The organism is Bartonella sp. AC70YNML, from assembly GCF_042196545.1.
GTDB lineage: Bacteria > Pseudomonadota > Alphaproteobacteria > Rhizobiales > Rhizobiaceae > Bartonella.
On the sequence record NZ_JBHIQK010000001.1, the window covers coordinates 460128 to 480219 of the forward strand.

14 protein-coding genes are annotated in these 20092 nt (G+C 36.3%); 6 read left to right on the forward strand and 8 right to left on the reverse strand.

Going from position 1 to position 20092, the window contains the following annotated elements; all coding sequences use genetic code 11:
* Window positions 1-77: 77 nt before the first annotated feature.
* Window positions 78-1784 carry a hypothetical protein gene (locus tag ACFIMU_RS02035; protein WP_375696779.1) on the forward strand — a complete coding sequence of 569 codons (1707 nt, stop codon included), beginning with the start codon at window positions 78-80 and terminating at the stop codon, window positions 1782-1784.
* A 148-nt stretch (window positions 1785-1932) separates the two neighbouring features.
* Window positions 1933-3294, forward strand: coding sequence for a Na+/H+ antiporter NhaA (gene nhaA / locus ACFIMU_RS02040; protein ID WP_375606439.1), 1362 nt, complete (start codon window positions 1933-1935; stop codon window positions 3292-3294).
* Between the two features lie 1217 nt (window positions 3295-4511).
* On the opposite strand, the gene ACFIMU_RS02045 is transcribed toward nhaA, so the two are convergent.
* Complete coding sequence (locus tag ACFIMU_RS02045) at window positions 4512-5768, reverse strand: aspartate kinase (RefSeq protein WP_375606440.1); 1257 nt, start codon at window positions 5766-5768, stop codon at window positions 4512-4514.
* 188 nt (window positions 5769-5956) lie between these two features.
* On the opposite strand from ACFIMU_RS02045, the gene ubiG reads away from it, so the two are divergent.
* Entirely contained in the window at window positions 5957-6700 is a 744-nt protein-coding gene (gene ubiG, locus ACFIMU_RS02050) for a bifunctional 2-polyprenyl-6-hydroxyphenol methylase/3-demethylubiquinol 3-O-methyltransferase UbiG (protein WP_375606441.1), read from the forward strand.
* Window positions 6701-6717: 17 nt separating this feature from the next.
* Here ubiG and grxC read toward each other — a convergent pair whose 3' ends face one another.
* On the reverse strand, window positions 6718-6975 hold the full coding sequence (gene grxC, locus ACFIMU_RS02055; protein WP_375606442.1) for a glutaredoxin 3: 258 nt from the start codon (window positions 6973-6975) through the stop codon (window positions 6718-6720).
* A gap of 46 nt (window positions 6976-7021) precedes the next feature.
* Window positions 7022-7807: a ComF family protein gene (locus ACFIMU_RS02060; RefSeq protein ID WP_375609068.1), complete on the reverse strand. Its 786-nt coding sequence runs from the start codon at window positions 7805-7807 to the stop codon at window positions 7022-7024.
* 196 nt (window positions 7808-8003) lie between these two features.
* On the opposite strand from ACFIMU_RS02060, the gene ACFIMU_RS02065 reads away from it, so the two are divergent.
* A complete protein-coding gene (locus ACFIMU_RS02065) occupies window positions 8004-8882 on the forward strand; it encodes a methyltransferase (RefSeq protein WP_375606444.1) in 879 nt (292 codons plus the stop codon).
* A gap of 7 nt (window positions 8883-8889) precedes the next feature.
* Here the strand turns inward: ACFIMU_RS02065 and ACFIMU_RS02070 are convergent, their stop codons facing one another.
* The 3 genes from ACFIMU_RS02070 to ACFIMU_RS02080 form a co-directional block, all read right to left on the reverse strand.
* Window positions 8890-10245 carry an L-cystine transporter gene (locus ACFIMU_RS02070; RefSeq protein WP_375606445.1) on the reverse strand — a complete coding sequence of 452 codons (1356 nt, stop codon included), beginning with the start codon at window positions 10243-10245 and terminating at the stop codon, window positions 8890-8892.
* A 1967-nt stretch (window positions 10246-12212) separates the two neighbouring features.
* Window positions 12213-13586 (reverse strand): glutamate--cysteine ligase, encoded by a 1374-nt coding sequence (locus tag ACFIMU_RS02075; protein WP_375606446.1) that lies wholly within the window; start codon window positions 13584-13586, stop codon window positions 12213-12215.
* 59 nt (window positions 13587-13645) lie between these two features.
* Entirely contained in the window at window positions 13646-14389 is a 744-nt protein-coding gene (locus ACFIMU_RS02080) for a 16S rRNA (uracil(1498)-N(3))-methyltransferase (protein WP_375606447.1), read from the reverse strand.
* A gap of 237 nt (window positions 14390-14626) precedes the next feature.
* Here ACFIMU_RS02080 and ACFIMU_RS02085 point away from each other — a divergent pair, with 237 nt between their 5' ends.
* Entirely contained in the window at window positions 14627-14770 is a 144-nt protein-coding gene (locus ACFIMU_RS02085) for a hypothetical protein (protein WP_375606448.1), read from the forward strand.
* 319 nt (window positions 14771-15089) lie between these two features.
* Here the strand turns inward: ACFIMU_RS02085 and ACFIMU_RS02090 are convergent, their stop codons facing one another.
* Window positions 15090-16970: an AsmA family protein gene (locus ACFIMU_RS02090; RefSeq protein ID WP_375696780.1), complete on the reverse strand. Its 1881-nt coding sequence runs from the start codon at window positions 16968-16970 to the stop codon at window positions 15090-15092.
* Window positions 16971-17267: 297 nt separating this feature from the next.
* Between ACFIMU_RS02090 and folD the strand changes: the two genes are divergently transcribed.
* Window positions 17268-18167: a bifunctional methylenetetrahydrofolate dehydrogenase/methenyltetrahydrofolate cyclohydrolase FolD gene (gene folD / locus ACFIMU_RS02095; protein ID WP_375606450.1), complete on the forward strand. Its 900-nt coding sequence runs from the start codon at window positions 17268-17270 to the stop codon at window positions 18165-18167.
* Window positions 18168-18227: 60 nt separating this feature from the next.
* Here the strand turns inward: folD and edd are convergent, their stop codons facing one another.
* On the reverse strand, window positions 18228-20051 hold the full coding sequence (edd, locus tag ACFIMU_RS02100; RefSeq protein WP_375608566.1) for a phosphogluconate dehydratase: 1824 nt from the start codon (window positions 20049-20051) through the stop codon (window positions 18228-18230).
* Window positions 20052-20092: the final 41 nt, after the last annotated feature.

Below are 20092 nucleotides of genomic sequence, written 5' to 3' on the forward strand. Positions count from 1 at the left end.
CTGGTACACGCTATATTTAAACCTTTGTCGTTGCTTAAAAGAATTTATCTTCACTCTCAATTCAAAGAGTGATAAAAATGAAAGAAGAAAGAATGGTCAATCTTAATAGTGGGTATCAAAGTAACCTCAGATATTGGCTCACTTGCATTATTGGATTTGTTGCTATCTTGGCAATTATAATGGTTGGTGGATTTTATATTGCAAAACCCTATCTTGACAGTTTTGTAAGAAAAGAAATAGCCCGTCATTCCATAAAAGCCGAAACATCTGAAGTAAGCATTCTAGGTAAAATCAATTTGAAGAATGTGACAATACCTGTTCCAGCTGGTACATCACTTAAAATTGGTGCCATTTCTGCCCGTCCTCCTCTTTCCTTTATTCCTGGAACTTTCACACTCTATAATGTTGATTTAAAGCATAATAATATTCATGTGCAAATTCCCCAAATTTCTCTTCGAAGTGTATCTTTAAAAGAAAAAGATAGAACGATAACATCACGTCTTTTACAATCAATGATGCGTATTGAGCTTTCCTCAATTATTGCTCCCAATATACAACTTTCTATAGAAAATAAAAATAAGCAAATAGAAACGGTTGAAGTCAATAATTTCCAGCTTTCTGATTTTAGAAATGGCCATATCCGTTCAGTTAGTATCAAAAGTATGGATCTTAAAACAGTTGCAGTCAATGGTGCCAAACAGATGCAGATTATGGCTAAAAGTGATACAATAAAAGCCCATGATATCGACATCAACTACGCCTATTCTATCATCTTTGGAAAAAACAATACTCTCAATCAAGGTAAAACCGTTACTGGTCCCATTGCTCTGAATAATATAAGCGTTGATATTTTTGAAGAAGCAGAAAAAAACAGCTCTTTCTTTCTCCAACAGTTTAAAACATCTGGTTTAAAGATGAAGCCACTTGAACAAACTCCTGAAAAATTGATCAAAGCTTATCTTAATGCAAAAAAAGAGAATAATAAAACCGCTGAAAAAATAGCACAAAATGGTCTACTTCTAAACATATTGCTCGCCATTACCTCAGCCGATGCCAAAGTTGATAACGTCACCGTTGATATACCACAGTTGAAAGCAACACTCGAATCATTCCAATTCAAACCAAGCTTGTGGAAACAACCTATCCCTAAAAAACTTTTTCTTTCCCTCAATAACCTTTCCGTTTTACCTAAAAAAATGAATGAAAAAGACTTAGAACTCTTCAAAAATTTGAACTTTGAGCGCTTTAACATTTCAGGAAAAATTGATATTTCTTATGATGAAAAAAAACGTATGCTCTTTCTTGATGCAATGTCTTTCGATATGAAAGACGTCGGATCTGGGTACATATCAGCCAAGGTTATTGATGTTGATGAAAAGCTTTTTTCTGGTCAGAAAAATGTAATGATTTCTGCTTCTCAAGACCTTGGCATCAATGAAATTGATATACAATATAAGGATGCAGGTTTCATTGATAAGCTTTTTTCTTATCTTGCGCAAACTCTTAATGACAGCAAACATGATCTTAAAAAGGAACTCTATGACGATTTCTATCTAATGATGACGCAGACCCCTAACATTCTGTTAAAAAATCATGACGAAGCAGAAAAAATTTCAAAATCCTTAGGTGAATTTGCTAAAAATCCGCAAACATTGAGCGTTAAAATTAAAGCAAAAGATAATAAAGGGCTCACAATAATTGATCTCGAATCTGCTTTACAAAATGATCTATCCAAGGCTTTAAGCAAAGTAGATCTCACTATTAAAAATGAAGCATCGCCTTGAACATTTTGTGCTTTAAACATGATGATCTTGTCTATAAATTAAGAACTTTATTCCTCTTTTTGCTTTTATATGATACAGAAGGCTTCACATAGAGTCATTTACATAAGAGAATATAGAATTATAAAATTGTCGATACTTGGAGTTGTTCATGTCTGATTTATCTTCAAATCGCTTGCCTAATCGCGCTTCTCGTGTCACCAATCAAGCGCTTTCTGCTATCGAGCGTTTTCTCCATATTGAAGCTCTTAGTGGTATTGTTCTTTTATTAGCTGCTGCTTCTGCACTCATTTTTGCCAATTCTAAATATGCTGATCTCTATGAATCTTTTTGGCATACACCTCTTGGTTTTAATTTGGGGCATTTCACTCTTTCATGGGATTTGCATTTTTGGGTTAATGATGCTCTTATGACTATTTTTTTTCTCGTTGCTGGAATGGAAATCCGACGCGAGATTCATGAAGGTGCTCTTGCCGATTTTAAACAAGCAATCTTACCAATTGTTGCTGCAATAGGGGGTGTTTGTTTCCCTGCAATTATTTATTTTATCTTCAACTTTAATGATGGGCATATACATGGTTGGGCCGTACCAACAGCAACAGATATTGCCTTTGCTCTCGGTATTCTTGCTCTTCTTGGAAAAAAAATTCCTTCTAATCTTCATATCATTCTTCTATCACTCGCGATTATTGATGATATTATAGCTGTTCTTATTATTGCTTTTTTCTACTCAACAAACATTGATCTTAGTGGTTTAATGATTGCAGGAGCAGGTATTGCTCTAGTGCTATTCTTTCAATGGATTGGGCTTGCATCAGCATGGCTTTACATTTTACCTGGTGCAATCATCTGGTGGGGTTTAATGGTAACAGGCGTTCATCCATCACTTGCTGGTGTAATTTTAGGGATGATGACTCCCGTTTTTCCTACTCGGACTCTTGTAGCGCCACTCACCACGCTCAGCAATGCTATGCAAATTCTTCAAGAAAAAAATATTAAAACAGATCTCCATCATATTTCAACCGCATTGAAAAAAATGCGCAAAGGACAGCGTGCCATAATTGCTCCAGTAACCCGTGTTCAGAAAGCATTGCATCCATGGGTTGCATACGGTGTAATGCCGATTTTTGCCTTTGCAAATGCAGGAGTAAGTTTTGCAAACTTTGACCTTTCTTCCGATAAATCATTCTTGATTGTTCTTGGTGTTGTTATTGGGCTTTTCATCGGTAAGCCGCTTGGCATTATCACTGCCAGTTATCTAGCTGTAAAATCAGGTCTATGCCGCCTCCCTCCTCATATGACATGGACAGGTATTTTACTCATTGGTTTTTTAGCAGGAATTGGCTTTACAATGTCTATCTTTGTTTCAATGCTTGCTTTTAAAAATATTATCCTTCTTGATGCTGCAAAAATTGGAGTACTTTGTGGCTCTGGTTTATCTGCTCTTATCGGTCTAGGATATGGATTTATTTATATTAAGCGCAATAAAGACGTTGCTCATAGTTCCCAATAAACTAATTAAAAATAGACTTTTATACGAGCTTTTTAAAAAGTGATTCTATTCATTTGTTGGATTTGGACAATATTGAACGTAAAAGCCGTTGTTTTACCTCATCTTTACATCTATGAAGATGTAAACTGACATCATCATATTATTTGCCAACCTCTCATGTTGCAACAACTTTTGACACTTGAGAGAATTCGTAAGAGACGTTTTTACTCCTTTCTTCAATAAAGTTTACTCACATACCAGTCCCACTTGTAGCGTATACAGAAATAATTTTAATTGATTTAATATAAAGGGATTTGTGATAGGAGAAGCGATCTTTCGTCAAAGCTATTATCCACTATGAAGAAACAATGAATTCCTATTATAAATCAATATGTTATATTTAATTATAACGAAAAAATAAGAAACAATAATTAATAGTAATGTAAATAATATATCTTCATTTGAAGCTATCATTAAGATCTTGGCTACTCAATGCACATGAATAAGGTATATTGAGTTAATCAACACAAAATAACTTTCTCACCATAACTGTGTGTATAAAAATCATAGAGAGTTGTTTCAAACACCTTAACTCCATCATCACAATTCTTACAAGCTTCTGTTTTTATAATAAAGTATATAGACGTTAATTTATTGAAATAATATAAGTTTTTTACTGCCCTTTATAGCCACAACAGTTCTTCCAACCTCACCTATCACTTATAACGTCAACATAGCAAGCAGACCCAATAATTAGTTAAGTAATCCCGTAGCTCATTTTTCCAACAAATCCATCTTTTCGTTACTGACTTTATTGTCAGTATTATCAACAGCTTTAATCCTAGCCTTCTTTAAAAAACATATTATTTTTTGAGCAAATATATTTTTAAGGATCATTTGTCGTCTTATCACTCGGGTAAGAAAGCAAAATACCGGAAGGTTTCCTTATTTCAAAGCAAAAGTTGCACAATATTGGAAACTGAAAATAGCCTTAGTGCGGCTCACTTTCTCCTTTATAAGCGTAAAGATGAGTATTGATTTTTACCTTTACAACTTCATAGTCTCCCAGTGTTAAACTGTCTTCCCGTTTTCAAGATCACGAATAAGTTTAAAATGAGAGCATTTTGCTGTATTGAATAGTTCTCATTTAAGTTCAAAATATAAGTTATCCTTAATAAAAATTATTAATATATATTAAAGCTTTACGTTATTGAAACTTTATTGGAGCTAAAAAATGCTCACCCCTTATCAAGAGCATAAACAGCATGTAATGTTCTAACCGCAAGTTCAGTGTAAGCACTATCAATCAAAATAGAAATTTTAATTTCTGAGGTGGTGATTGCTTGAATATTAATACCCTTTTCAGCCAAAGCCTTAAAAGCTGTAGCAGCAACACCTGCATGGCTGCGCATTCCAATACCAATCACAGATACCTTGGCAAGATCGCTTTCAAATTGGAGAACATCAAATCCAATTTCTTTACGATTTTTCTCAAGAAGTGCAACAGCTTTTTCTACATCTGCTGATGGTACCGTAAAAGTCATATCAGTTTTTGAGCCATCTTCAGAAATATTTTGCACAATCATATCAACATTAATGCGCTCTTCAGCCAAGGGGCCAAAAATTGCTGCCGAAATCCCTGGACGATCGGCAAGCCGACGAAGGGAAATTTGTGCTTCATCCTTAGCAAAAGCAATACCAGTAACATTTTGTTGTTCCACAATTTCATCCTCATCGCAAATAAGTGTTCCAGAAGAACTCATTGGATCCTCCATGCCTAAAGCATCAGGATCCTCAAAACTTGAACGCACAAAGGTACGAACCTTATGAACCATTGCCAATTCAACAGAACGAACCTGTAAAACTTTTGCACCAAGAGAAGCCATTTCCAGCATCTCTTCAAAAGCTACCTTTGGTAAACGACGCGCTTTCGGTTCTATACGTGGATCCGTTGTATAAACACCATCCACATCCGTATAAATATCACAGCGATCAGCTTGTACAGCCGCTGCTATAGCAACAGCACTTGTATCTGATCCCCCACGTCCTAAGGTAGAAATTCGATTATCCGGAGTTACCCCCTGAAAACCAGCAATAACAGCAACCTGACCTTCCTGAAAACGCTCTATTAAAAAAGATCCGTCAATATCAGTAATACGTGCACGGCCATGCGCATTGTCTGTATGAATAGGAATTTGCCAACCAAGCCATGAACGTGCATTCACGCCCATTGTTTGAAGTGTTAAAGCCAACAAACCAGAAGTAACCTGTTCACCAGCAGCAACCACAACATCATATTCACGAACATCTCTATGTATAGGCGAAGCATCACACGTCCACTGAACAAGTTCATTGGTTTTACCAGCCATCGCAGATACGACAACGGCAACCTCATTACCTGCATCAACCTCTCTTTTGACATGCCTTGCAACATTATGAATACATTCAATGTTTGCTACAGATGTTCCACCAAATTTCATGACAATGCGCGCCATTAATAATACTCTATCTTTACATCTCTTATCTCAAACGGTAACGAGAATAAGATGTTCTATCAACTAATCATTTACTCGACATAGCGAATATCTATCATTTGTGCAAGTTTCATTATGATTATATTAATTTCTCTTGACTTTTTATAAAAAAACTTGACGTGATCATTAAAAAATAAAAGGAAAGCAAAATGATAGATAAAATGCGGACAACTATTGATCAAAGTGAAATTGATCACTTTTCACGTATTGCTACAGAATGGTGGAATCCACAAGGAAAATTTCGACCTCTTCACCAATTTAACCCAACACGCCTTGCTTACATCAGAGAAAAAATCTGTTTAGAGTTTAATCGTGACCCTGTTTCACTTACACCCTTTGAGAATTTGAAAATTCTTGATATTGGCTGTGGAGGAGGCTTGTTATGTGAACCAATGGCACGTCTTGGCGCTATGGTCGTAGGCGTTGATGCTTCACAAACGAATATTGAAGTCGCAAAAATTCATGCAACCCAAAATGATCTTTTAATTGATTACCGTACCACTACGGCAGAAGCACTCGCCAACGAAGGAGAGAAATTTGATATCATCCTTAATATGGAAGTTGTTGAACATGTCGCTGACGTTAATCTCTTCATAGAAGCTACAGCAAAAATGCTGAAACCACAAGGGTTGATGTTTGTCTCGACACTCAACCGTACATGGAAAGCATGGGGGCTTGCTATTGTAGGCGCTGAATATATCCTACGTTGGCTTCCTAAAGGAACACATGATTATAAAAAATTCCTAAAACCTCTAGAACTTAAAAATTTCTTATCACAAAATGCTCTAGCTGTCATTGATGAGATAGGTATTACTTATAACCCATTAAACGACAGCTGGAATCGCTCAAAAGACATGGACGTTAACTACCTCCTTCTCGCAAAACGGTCTTAAGAATATCTCATTTACAACTATTGTATGCCTTGTAATAAAGAATTGAGCTTTCCCTCAGCCTCTAAAGCATAAAGATCATCACAACCGCCCACGTGATAATCACCTATAAAAATTTGCGGAAATGTATTACGTCCATTTGCGCGCTGTACCATTTCTTGGCGACGGGATGTAGAAGCATCAATATCTGTATATTTTACGCCTTTTTTATCAAGTAAATCACGAGCTTTTATGCAATAAGGACAACCGGGACGTGTATAAATTATTATCTCTTTCATAATAGTTTCCTCCAATATTTTTTATAATATTCACTTCAAGTTTCTCTTAAGAAGAGGGATAAATAGAATCTTCTTTGAGGACACGCGAAAATGTTAGCACATCAACCTGTCGTGCACCTGCATCTTTTAATGCAGAGGCTGCTGCCGTAACTGTTGCACCCGTTGTAAAAACATCATCAATCAGTAAAACAGAACATCCTTTAAGGTATTTTTTAACCTTATGCGAAACCTTAAAAGCATTTTTTACGTTAAGTTTTCTCTCTCTTGAAGAAAGACTAACCTGCGGACGGGTATGCCGACAACGAACAAGCCACCCCGGTTTTAAAAGCTTTTTTTGTGATTCTGCAATATAACGTGCAAGCTCAGCAGATTGATTATAACGCCTCTCCCAAAAACGACGAAAATGCAATGGAATGGGGATAATAACATCACAATCATCAATAACCTCGCGTCCAGCAAACATCATCCACTTGGCCATAAATGATGCCAATTCTATATGATCACCATATTTTAAACGCGTTACTAAAGTTCGTGCAAGCCCCTTATGAACAATGACCGAGCGAACACGTGAAAAAGGATAAGAATTACGAAGTGCTTCACCACTGAGAAACCCCTCCCCCATATCACAAACAAAAGGAGTCCCCATAACAGGACAATAAGGTTTTGTGATAAATTGAAGTTCTTTCCAACATTCGGAGCAAATCGTACCATAAGTAGAAACATTTTGCTTACATCCAGGACAAATTGGGGGATAAAGCATTGTTTTCAAGCGTTCAATGCATCTACTTAGTATATCGTTGCTATTTAACGCCGCTTCTCGAAAGTACAACATTATAAATCTAGGCTTTTACAAGTTCCCCGTAGAACAAAAGTTCCTTTGTATTTCCTCAATTTATAATTTTAATTCCTTTAAAAACTCTTACCTTCTATAAATTTATTTTCTTTCATATTATAAACTTGACAGAGCTTGCACAAATAATGAACCTTTTCAAAATATATTCTTTCATAGAGAGAAAGTGTTCTACAATATGTCGCATCCTTTAATTTTTGATCATAACCGCATTGAACAATTCCGCAAACGCGCTTTCCAAAAAGCAAAAAAAGGATATGACTTTTTACTCTCTCACATAGCAGAAGATCTCTATAAACGTCTTAGTACTGTTGATCGCCTCTTTACATTAGCTCTCGATTTACACAGCCATACAGACCTTGCTGCGCAAGCTTTAATGAAGTCTGGAAAAGTTTGTTCCATAGAACGTATTGAAACCGATACGCTTTATCAAAGCCATGATAAAAAATTTCATTTACGTCATCGAGAATTTCTTGATTTACCTCAAAGTTACTGTGACCTTATTGTTTCACTTCTTTCATTACAATTGACCAATGATACCCCTGGTGTTCTAAGCCAGATAAAAAATACTCTTAAACCAGATGGCTTATTTCTTGCTGTTATGGCAGGAGCTGGTACATTAAGAGAATTGCGCGAAAGCCTACTGCAAGCTGAAAGTGAAATTTATGATGGAGCAAGCCCTAGGGTCTACCCTTTTGCCGACATTCGTGATGCAGGCGCTCTTTTACAGCGTGTTGGCTTTGCCCTTCCTGTAGCAGACGTTGAAGATATCACAATACGTTATAATACAATGTTTGATCTTATGCACGATCTTAAAGCTATGGGAATGCAAAATGCACACATAAATCGTTCACGACGCCCTGTATCCAAACGTTTTTTTCTCCGCGCAGCTGAAATCTATGCACAACGATTTAGTGATCCTGATGGACGTATTCGTGCACATTTTTCTTTCATCTGGCTCTCTGGTTGGGCCCCTCACCCCAATCAACAAAAACCCCTACAACCTGGTTCAGCGCAAATATCTCTTACAGATGTTTTACAATCTAAAAAAACATAACCTAAAATCATTTTTTTAAAATACTTTTATCCGTTGTTCGTAACATTTGACTGGTAATTGTTCCAGCTACCATTGAATCGCTCACGTTTAGAGCAGTACGTCCCATATCAATTAGCGGTTCAATAGAGATGAGTACAGCAACCAAAGTAACAGGAAATCCCATAATTGGTAAAACAATCAATGCAGCAAAGATAGCCCCTCCCCCCACACCAGCAACACCAATAGAACTCAACGTTACAATCCCAACAAGCGTAGCAATCCAAGTAGGATCAAGAGGATTAATACCCATAGAGGGTGCAATCATGGTCGCAAGCATCGCTGGATAAAGACCGGCACAACCATTTTGTCCAATTGTTGCCCCAAAAGAAGCTGCAAAACTCGCAATGGATTGCGGAACTCCTATCCACTGCGTTTGCGCTTCAATATTCAAAGGAATACTTGCAGCACTTGAACGACTGCTAAAAGCAAATGTTAAAACCGGTAAAACCTTTTTGAAAAAACGAAAGGGATTAATCCCAGAAATGCCAAGCAGTACACCATGAATACCAAAAATTAAGATAATACCGACATAAGAGGCAATAATAAAAACCAGTAAATTTAAAATATCTGAAATACGTGATATCGCTCCTACTTTCGTCATAAGAGCAAAAATACCATAAGGCGTCAAAGCAATCACTATACGGACCAACCGCATAATCCAAGCTTGTGCCACTTGAATAAATAAAAGCGCGTTTTCTCCTTTTTCTGGCTCATCTTTCTTTAAAAGAAGAACCGCTGCACCTAAAAATGACGCAAAAATCACAACACTGATAATTGACGTACGTTTAGCTCCACTCAATTCAGCAAATGGATTTTTAGGAATCATAGACAAAATCATCTTTGGTATATTCATATCTCCAAGTTGAGAAATATGACCTTCAAGAATAGCAGAAACATTTTGCCCTTCATGCACCAAACCATTTGCTGTTAATCCAAAGAAATTAACCACAAGCACGCCAACCAATGCTGAAAGAGCCGTTGTAAAAAGCAATATTGAAATTGTTATTATACTCATCTTTCCAACAGCATAAACAGAATGTAAATGAGCAACCGCTGAAACGATAGAGACAAAAACCAGTGGCATAACAATCATTTGTAACAATAAAATATAGCCTTCACCAACAATGTTAAACCATTCAACGGATTTCAATAAAGTGCCTTCACCCTCTCCATAAACAAACTGTAAAATACTACCAAAAATCAAGCCAAGGATAAGCCCTAGCATAACACGGAGTGAAAGACTCCATTGCATTCTCTTACTCTGAGCAATCCACAATAAAAAAATAACAAATAGAAATAAATTGATAAAAAAATTAAATGTCATTGTCTATGCCCAGTCTATATCCACTATTGTTTATGATTGATGTAAATAACATACATACCTCAAAATCAATGCATGATATTTGAAAGTTAAAGTATAAAACTTACAAGGTTTTTACAAAACCATTATTTTTCAATTTATAGATTAAAAGAGAATTTTTTATCTACTAATAAATGTTTAAAGAAAATAAATAAAATTATTTTCCTATTATTTAAATTTATACTCTCATTAAATAATTTAAAAAGAGAAATATAAACAGCACTCATAGCATCTTAATACTGAATAACTCCAACATATCTTATCACTCTAAATGCCCTTATCACTCTCTTTTGCTCTTTGAATTGAAAAGAGCTTTCCAAACAATGGTTAATTAATAATCGAACATTCATAACTTTTCTGAAAATACAAGATCAAGCCACTCTTGCCAATTTTATGGACGGCACTCTCAACAATTTTGATCAGCACTTCAAATATAATTATTTTATGGATAACACCTTTTACACATTCTTTCTCTGCTCTCAATGGAAGCTTTTTTGTTTTTCGAAATTCTCTTTATAGACATAAAAATATGCCCTCTCAATAACAAAAAAATCTCAAATGTGAAGACTTCGAAAACCACAATACCTATAAAATGCAATACAACTAATAATATAAAACATTACTCAACACACCCTAAAACACAATACCAACAAAAATACCATATATCCTGTTGATATAACAAAACTAAATGATATCAATCGTCATCATAGACGTATTTAATATCGGTCTATTTATTGAAGATAAGGAGTTAAATTACTCATGAAGCGTACCATAACATTTATTGTTGTATCTTCTCTATTGATACTTTTGTTTGCTGTATTAATATCATTTGGATATACTAAAGTGAACGATTTGAATCCGTACAATGAACTTTATCAGTCAAAACCATAAAGACTTAGAATATCGTGAAAAAAAGGAAATAGCAAAAGAAGTTATAAAAGTCTTTCAAAGTAAGACAAAACCTGTTACATCTGTAGAATATGATAAGGTATGATTTTAAAAATATTTAATAGAACTACAAATTGAACCTCCACAATTGGATATTTTAAAGCATTATCACACAATACTTGCCTTTTGTGGACGTTTTGCTGTTGTTTGGCAAATAATCCAAAGATGAAGATCTGCTCACTAATCAAATACAATACTCATTTGATTCATTGAAAAAAGATGTTTTTCTCGCAAAACTTGCAGAAGACTTTCATGATCTGATGGCTGAATATGGAAAAAAATTTCTAGATTCTCCAACTCCCATTAACCGAAAAGAACAAATTATGCGTCCAGAGAAAATAATAACATGTAATTTCCTTACCCGTTTTAAAAATACAGCTATTGTCTGCATAATGACAGCGTAATTATATCGTATAATGATAAAAAAAGGGATAAGAATCCTTATAAGATCTGGCTAATAAAAAATGGAAGCAACAAAAAGTTAAGCAGCCCACTCTATGTTTAGCAAACAAAATAAGTATTTGCAGCTTGCCTGTACAACAACTAAATTTTTGTATTTTGTTCCACATAAAAAATACTTCATATTCATATAAACATCGTATATTGAATGATAATAATTTAATATTGGATAAGATTATTAAACACAAATAATATTTTTATTCCTTTATTAAAAAGTGAAAAATATTGTTTTCAGACTTATTCATAAGCGTGATGAGCCAAGTGGATAAAAATATTTGATAACAAGCTAAATATATCTCTTATGATCCATCTCTAAGATAAAGATACAAGATTGAGGTTACGGAAATATCGTGACAGTATTAATCTGGATATAAAAATAATAGGGACTAAGAGATCTTTGTATTGTATCATTTACGAGACAATGTTGAAAGCAAGGGGAAATATTCTTTCTAAGATAAGTGAGTGAATGAGCCACCACAGTGATATGCATTTTTAAAAAAGTACAAAATGTCTTTGCCTCAAATTTAATAAGCACATTCTAAAAATACAGGTTCTACAGACTCATTCCAAATAGAATAGTAATAGGACAACAATTTTTCAGCATCTGTTTGCCCCATTGCAACAACCTCTTCTAAAGGATTAAGAAAATTTGTTTCATCAAAACCATTCGCATCATACTGTTTGCGATTTTTTAGGCCCTTGCGTGCAATAGCAAGGGCTTGACGAGCTAATTCTAACAGAATGGTTTGACGAAAAGGAGTTTTTAACCCCTCTTTTGGAACGCGTTGGCGCAACTCTAAAACTTCTTCAAAACACCAATCTTTTGTCAAAGCCTCCGCCTCATTAAGTGCTTCTCTATCATAAAGAAGCCCAACCCAAAAAGCTGACAACGCACAAATACGCTTCCAAGAACCACAATCCGCTCCTCTCATTTCTAAAAATCTTTTTAAGCGGACTTCAGGAAATAACGTTGATAGGTGATTAATCCAATCTCCCATATTTGGAATTGAATTTGCAACTTGTCCTTTTAATGCTCCATTCATAAACTGACGAAACGTTATGTGTGTACAATCATAATAACGACCATCACGAACAACAAAATACATTGGAACATCAAGGGCCCATTCAACATAATCAGCAAAACCAAAGCGCTCAGAAAATATAAAAGGGAGAACCCCTGTCCTCTGATTATCCGTATTACGCCAAATTTCAGAACGCCAAGATAAAAAGCCATTCGGACGTCCTTCTGTAAAAGGTGAACTTGCAAATAATGCGGTCGCAATAGACTGTAACTTCATAGATACTTGCATTTTTTGCCGCATATCACTTTCAGATGAAAAATCAAGATTAACCTGAACCGTTGATGTGCGATACATCATATTAAGACCATTATGCCCCACTTTCGGCATATAATCAGTCATAATCTGATAACGTGACTTAGGCATTTTCGGCGTTTCAGCCAAAGTCCACTTTGGACTAGCACCAAGACCTAAAAAACCAATCCCTAATGGTTCTGAAATTTTCTTGAGAAGAGCTAAATGCTGCATCAACTCGTTATAAGTATGACCTATTGTTTTTAATGGTGCACCCGATAATTCAAATTGTCCCCCAGGTTCCAAAGAAATAGCCCCCTGATCACCTGATCCTACGAGCCCAATAATATTCCCTTCATCTAAAATAGGTTCCCATCCTAAAACGCTTTGCATCCCCTTTAAAAGCGCTCGGATTCCTCTCTCACCTTCATAAGGAACAGGAAGAAAACCATCTCTATAAAACGGAAATTTTTCATGTTCTGTACCAATACGCCAATCATCTTCTGGTTTATACCCCCCTTGGAAATAGCTAACCAAGGAATCTAAGTTATAAATTTCACTTTCATCGGTTATATCAAGCGCCATAACTTATCATATCCTATCATCGTCTTAAATGAATTGTTTAGAATGATTTTACAGACTTCTCAATCCATTGCCCAATCCCCCACGGTAGCATTAAGAAGAGCCAAAGCAGCGACAGCGGCAGTGTCAGCGCGTAAAATACGCGGACCTAATGATATTGGAACCACAAAAGGATGTTTTTTTAAAAAGCTCCGCTCTTCTTCACTAAACCCACCTTCTGGTCCAATGAGAACACCAGGTGTTGTAACGTCACGCTTTTTAAAAGAAGGTAATGGATTATGCGATTTATGCTCTTCATCACAAAAGAATAAAGGCTGTGTCTCATCCCACTGTGCTAAAAGTTCTGCTAATGATAGAGCAGATACGCATTCAGGCAGAGATAAAATGCCACACTGTTCAGAAGCTTCGATAACATTGGCTTCCATACGCGCCATATTGATACGCGTAACCTGCGTATGATGCGTTATAACAGGCTGCAAAATCGATACCCCCATTTCAACAGCTTTCTGCACCATATAATCCAACCGCGCGTTTTTAAGTGGAGCAAAGCAATAAATAAGATTAGAATGCCTCGTTTGTAATCTTTCTTGATGGATAAGCTGAACCACAACAAATTTTTTTTTTACAATGATAAGTTTAGCAAGCCATTCACCATCCTGTCCATTAAAAAGTAAAATTTCTGCTCCTTCTTTCATCCGCAAAACATGCACAAGATAAAAAGCTTGCGCCCCCTCTATCTTTATTTCTTCATTCAAAGCCAATGTCTGTCTAATAAATAATCTTTTAAGTTTATAATTTATGCGCATAAAAATTTTGCCAAAGCTCACTATCATCATCGAGAAAATGAAGAAAAATATATAACAAAAAGAAAAAAATATATCTATAGAACTATAATATATGAAAAATTTATAGAGTTTTTTTAGCTTTATGAGATGATAATAGGAACCTATCGGTCTTTAAGTGATTCTGCTTTCATAAAAGTTTAGATAATACACCGTTCATCTTTGAATTGGGTCATTGATGCATCCGTGGAGGAAAAAGATATGTCTGCTAAAAAAGCTACAATTATTACGATTACAACCCTCTTAGCCTTTATTTTGATTACAGTGGGAATTGGTTCTGTTGGAGCCGACGGGAAGCATACAGTTACCAAAGATGGCTATGGTATTTCTTCTGAGATTCAATAAGCACTGACCGACATCCCTTAAAAATTTAGTGTAACAAAATATTGCTAGCAACCTTCTAAGACTTGCATCAATATTATGAATCTCTTGTATTTAAAAGATTTTATAAGAAGCGTTGTTCTTCCTCTCTTCACTCATTTATCGACATACCAACCACGCTTATAACGTAGAGGACGATTTTTATGACTTTATCACGAATAGATTTAAAATGAGAGAATCTTACGATAGTGGAATTTCTTATTTAAGTTTAAAAACAACTTTAAATTGTAAACGGATGAGTTATAATTATAAAATAAAATGTTGTATAGACGAAAAACAATACTCAATCTGTATCAGTGGCTTTTGTAATTAAAAAATTACCATGATCTTGTCCTTTAGAGCTCAGAGAAAATGTAAAAGGCCATGCAAGGCTGTTAGCAAGGCATTGAACATCTTTACATAAAGTGTCTGATCTATAATTTTTTCGTAATTGTGCCTGTAGTATCAATTCATTCTGCTTCCCTTGAGAAATAGCAGTTGCAATAGCTCCCTGAATGGATAAACTCAAGTCTGCTGTATGCATCAATGACTCTGTCACTTTCATCACACCTTCTGAAAAGCTTGTCTGGATATCCCAGTGATCAAAAGTTGTGGAAAGAGAATCATCATTTGTTAAAAGAAATTGTTGTTTGTTTGAAAGTCTTGTTTGTAATTCATTCAAATCATACCCTAATAGCCGACCAGAAGACATCTTTAATGTTAATTCACTCTGCATTTTTGTAAAAACTTCCATCCAAGAATCAGCCAGTGTCTGTATCGTTGCAGTAAAATTCGTTTTGCTTTGTATAAATGGAATAAATCCTAAAGCTTCTAGAGCTTCCTGCATATCAATAGAAGCACCTGAAATATTTCCTCCAATACGCACTTTCTGTCCAACTGGCGTAACTTCAATATTACTTTGAATGGATCCACCCCAAATATTCGCATGCCCAAGATCAAAAATACCATGCCCATTTTTTATTTGTATTGCAGCAGCTAAATTTGTGAGTGAAATATTCCCTATTTTAGTTTGTGGTGCAGAAAGTCGTACATCCACCCCAATACAATCAAAATTTGTCATATCAAAAAATGAATTTTTCTTTTTGCTTGAAAAAAACATTGAGCCCAAAGTGCTAGAATCTAAGTTATCAAATGCTAAAGAGCCCATAATATCTGGTACAGAATCTTGGAAATCAAGTTCTAAAGCCCCACGCGCACTAGTTTGCCCCATCGTAAAGGTAACATTATTCATTTGGATATGCATTGGTTGCGCTAAAAAATGAGATTCCCATACAATGGGTATTTTTAATTTATGTCCCCAAAACTGATTCCCACCAATCCAAGACAATGTCTGATTCCATCCCGGAGAACGCATCGATACCTTTCCATCAAAAATATAATATTCAGATAACCGAGCCTGTCCTGTAAACGTTATTCCCCCACGCACAGAATTGAGACTTGCCTTAATCTGGCTTTTTCCTCCTGCAAGAAGCAGCAATGCTTGAGAAGCATCAATTGATAACTTTGTAAATTCTCCGCGCCAACGAGCATCTGCACGCAAGCGTACTTCCTCAGTCGATTCAGCCCAATCTAAAGTCGCATTTAATCCTGTTATTTTTTCTGCTACTCCCGAAAAACTATCGTGATACACAAGAACACCATTTTCAATAACAATCCTCCCAAAAGGTTGTTTCAAAAGATGCTCTAGCTCTGGATGTTCAGGATTATTTTTTAATATTTCACGCGCATTGCGTATTGCCAATCCTAATGCACCTTGTGAGCGAGAAAATCTATCAAAAAAATCTGCCATTGTTTCAACGGGCTTTTCCATAACAAATTGAGGACGCACAATCCGCGTCTCGGAAAAAGAAACATGCCCCCAAAGAAGATCTATTAAAGAAAGATCAACTTCTATTGATTCAGCTTCCAATAATGGCGTAACATCATCCATTTTTGATGTTAAAGTAACGCCGGAAAGAAATGCTTTAGGATAAGGGAAAAGATGTAACCGCGGTGGATCACGCAGTTGTACATTATAACCCGTCCATGCACTCAAATCCTGTGCTAAATGAATACGAATCGCATCTGTAGAGACAAGATAAGGTAAAACGAGAATCCCCACTCCAAATAAAAAGATAATTGTAATAAAAATTCCGCTCAAAAATTTTATTATTCTGATGTGCACAACATCCCTCTGCAGTTATCCCCCTATAACAGATTAAATACAAAATTAAATGATCGTTAAAAGATTTTTTATATCCTTATAATTCGCCTTATATCTTCATTATTTTTATTCTTTATCCAAAGTTTATTCAAACAGCAATGTTGCTGCTTCTTTATAAAGCAATTATTTAAAAGTCTTCTAAAACTATAAATCCACAACCTTATCAAACCATTCTTACCGTTATTGCTATAAAACTCTATCGTATCATTAGAAAATGCTTTACAAAAAAACAAACAGCCTTACCGAAAGGATCTCTGAATGAATAATATTATCGACGGGAAAAAACTTGCTGAAGAGATTATCGTAAAAGTTAAGGCCGAAACAACAAAGCTCCGCCGTCACTATAATATACAACCTAGTATCGCCGTTATTATTGTTGGAGATGATCCCGCAAGTCAAGTATATGTCGCCTCAAAAAATAAAAAAGCCGAAGAATGTGGGTTTCTTTCAATCAAACATGTCGTTTCCAAAGAAACCCAAGAAAAAGAACTACTTCAACTTATTGCAACATTAAACTCTGATCCAAAAATTCATGGTATTTTGGTACAGCTGCCTCTCCCTGCTCATATGAATACAAACCGCGTAACACAAGCCATTGCTTTTCAAAAAGATGTTGATGGTTTTCATTATATTAATGTAGGAAAACTCGCGGCAAATGCACTTGAAGATGCTATTATTCCCTGCACACCAGCTGGTGCCATGATGATGATTGAACAACAATGTGGGCAAGATTTATCTGGACTTGATGCTGTCGTTGTTGGACGCTCTAATATTGTTGGAAAACCTATGGCTGCCCTTTTAACAGCAGCCAATGCCACTGTGACAATTGCCCATAGTCGTACCCGTGACCTTGATGATGTGTGTCGAAGCGCTGATATTCTCGTAGCTGCTGTAGGCCGCCCACAAATGATTAAAAAAGACTGGGTGAAAAATGGTGCAATTGTTATTGATGTCGGTATTAATCGCGTTGCTGCACCAGAAAAAGGTATAGGGAAAACACGTCTTGTTGGTGATGTCGATTTTGAAAATGTAAAAGAAAAAGCTGCTGCGATCACCCCTGTTCCAGGAGGCGTTGGACCAATGACAATTGCCATGCTTATGGTTAATACACTCAAAGCCGCTGCGCGATCACACAATCTTCCTATACCAAAATTCTAAGAATTGTAACAATTCATTTTGCATGGTTTCATTGCACATGATTTACCATTTTTACATTCGTCATGTCATAAAAACAGATGCCCCTTGATCTGCACGATTAACGGATTGACGAAACACATGAAAAAGTTCGCGTCCAACACCATGTTCATTTTTTGAAAGATCAGGAGGCGTGGTTGTTCGCGCGTTAAATTTTGCTAAATCTTCCAAAAGAGTTAATTTACCCCCATGAACATCAAGGAAAACAATGTCACCATCCTGCAAACGTGCAATGGGGCCATTATCCACTGCTTCTGGTGTCACATGGAGAGCAGCAGGAATTTTTCCTGATGCCCCTGACATACGACCATCGGTTATCAATGCTACCTTTTGACCGCGATCTTGTAAAACGCCTAAAATGGTCGTTAACTTATGAAGCTCTGGCATACCATTGGCTTTTGGTCCTTGATAGCGAATAACAGCGATAAAATCTTTATCATGCAACGCTCCAGATTTAAAAGATTTTTGTAGTTCTTCTTGATCATTAAAAACAAAGACTGGTGCTTTAATCTGCCAATACTCTGGTTTAACAGAGGAAACTTTTATAATAGCTGTTCCCAAATCTCCCGATAAAACACGAATACCCCCTTCAGGCTGGAATGGTTTTCTCCATCCTGCTAACACCTTATGATCACCACTTTCCTTGAGAGCAGCTTCACGCACCACACGTCCATCAGCAGAAAGCTTCACTTCAATTGCATAAGCATTGAGATCTTGACCACAAACCGTAGAAACATCTTCATGCACTAAACCTGCCTCGATAAGCTCGCGGATAATAAATCCTATCCCCCCTGCTGCATAAAAATGATTGATATCAGCCAAACCATTCGGATAAATTCGCGCTAAAAGAGGCACAACGGATGAAATTTCTGCAATATCATGCCATGTCAACTGAATACCGCAAGCCGCAGCTATAGCAATCAAATGAATCGTATGATTGGTAGATCCCCCTGTTGCATTTAACCCTACAATGGCATTCACAAAAGAACGCTCATCAATGATCATACCAAGTGGACTATAATGATCACCAAGATCTGTCATTTCAAGTACACGTTCCGTGGCTTCTTTTGTTAAAGCATCACGCAACGGTGTATTCGCATTAATAAAAGAAGCTCCCGGCATATGAAGCCCCATCATCTCCAGTATCACCTGATTAGAGTTAGCTGTTCCATAAAATGTACATGTTCCTGGTCCATGATAAGAACGTGCTTCTGATGCTAGAAGTGTTTGACGATCTATTTTATTTTCGGCGTAAAGTTGACGTATCTTCGCTTTTTCATCATTACCTTGACCACTTGTCATAGGACCAGCAGCTATAAAAATTCCTGGTAAATGACCAAATGTTAGGGCACCAATCAATAAACCTGGCACAATTTTATCACACACCCCAAGATACAATGCTGCATCAAAGACATCGTGTGATAAGCTTATAGCTGTTGCCATTGCAATTACTTCACGCGAAAAAAGGGAAAGCTCCATCCCCGCATTTCCCTGCGTAACACCATCGCACATCGCGGGAACACCCCCTGCAACTTGTGCAACACCACCAACCGTACGGGCCGACTCTTTAATTAAGTGAGGAAATTTTTCAAAAGGTTGATGTGCTGAAAGTATATCATTATATGCCGTGATAATGCCAATATTCCCAACGATATTTCCCTTCAAACGCTCTTTATCTATTGCACCACAAGCAGCAAAGCCATGAGCCTGATTGGCACATCCTAAAAAACTCCGTTTGGGGCGATGAACTTGTGCTTTTGCAATACGATCTAAGTAAATTTCTCGTGTTGATCGAGAACGTTCATAAATCCTTCGTGTAACTGTGGCAATTGTCTTGGAAAGTGCCATATTTCTCTCCCCCTTTCATTGTTTCTTCCCCTCATTCATTG

Excerpts from the sequence above, each read along its gene's own strand:
- ACFIMU_RS02035 (WP_375696779.1), top strand. The coding sequence starts at position 78 with ATGAAAGAAGAAAGAATGGTCAATCTTAATAGTGGGTATCAAAGTAAC.
- nhaA (WP_375606439.1), top strand. The coding sequence starts at position 1,933 with ATGTCTGATTTATCTTCAAATCGCTTGCCTAATCGCGCTTCTCGTGTC.
- ACFIMU_RS02045 (WP_375606440.1), bottom strand. The coding sequence starts at position 5,768 with ATGGCGCGCATTGTCATGAAATTTGGTGGAACATCTGTAGCAAACATT.
- ubiG (WP_375606441.1), top strand. The coding sequence starts at position 5,957 with ATGATAGATAAAATGCGGACAACTATTGATCAAAGTGAAATTGATCAC.
- grxC (WP_375606442.1), bottom strand. The coding sequence starts at position 6,975 with ATGAAAGAGATAATAATTTATACACGTCCCGGTTGTCCTTATTGCATA.
- ACFIMU_RS02060 (WP_375609068.1), bottom strand. The coding sequence starts at position 7,807 with ATGTTGTACTTTCGAGAAGCGGCGTTAAATAGCAACGATATACTAAGT.
- ACFIMU_RS02065 (WP_375606444.1), top strand. The coding sequence starts at position 8,004 with ATGTCGCATCCTTTAATTTTTGATCATAACCGCATTGAACAATTCCGC.
- ACFIMU_RS02070 (WP_375606445.1), bottom strand. The coding sequence starts at position 10,245 with ATGACATTTAATTTTTTTATCAATTTATTTCTATTTGTTATTTTTTTA.
- ACFIMU_RS02075 (WP_375606446.1), bottom strand. The coding sequence starts at position 13,586 with ATGGCGCTTGATATAACCGATGAAAGTGAAATTTATAACTTAGATTCC.
- ACFIMU_RS02080 (WP_375606447.1), bottom strand. The coding sequence starts at position 14,389 with ATGCGCATAAATTATAAACTTAAAAGATTATTTATTAGACAGACATTG.
- ACFIMU_RS02085 (WP_375606448.1), top strand. The coding sequence starts at position 14,627 with ATGTCTGCTAAAAAAGCTACAATTATTACGATTACAACCCTCTTAGCC.
- folD (WP_375606450.1), top strand. The coding sequence starts at position 17,268 with ATGAATAATATTATCGACGGGAAAAAACTTGCTGAAGAGATTATCGTA.
- edd (WP_375608566.1), bottom strand. The coding sequence starts at position 20,051 with ATGGCACTTTCCAAGACAATTGCCACAGTTACACGAAGGATTTATGAA.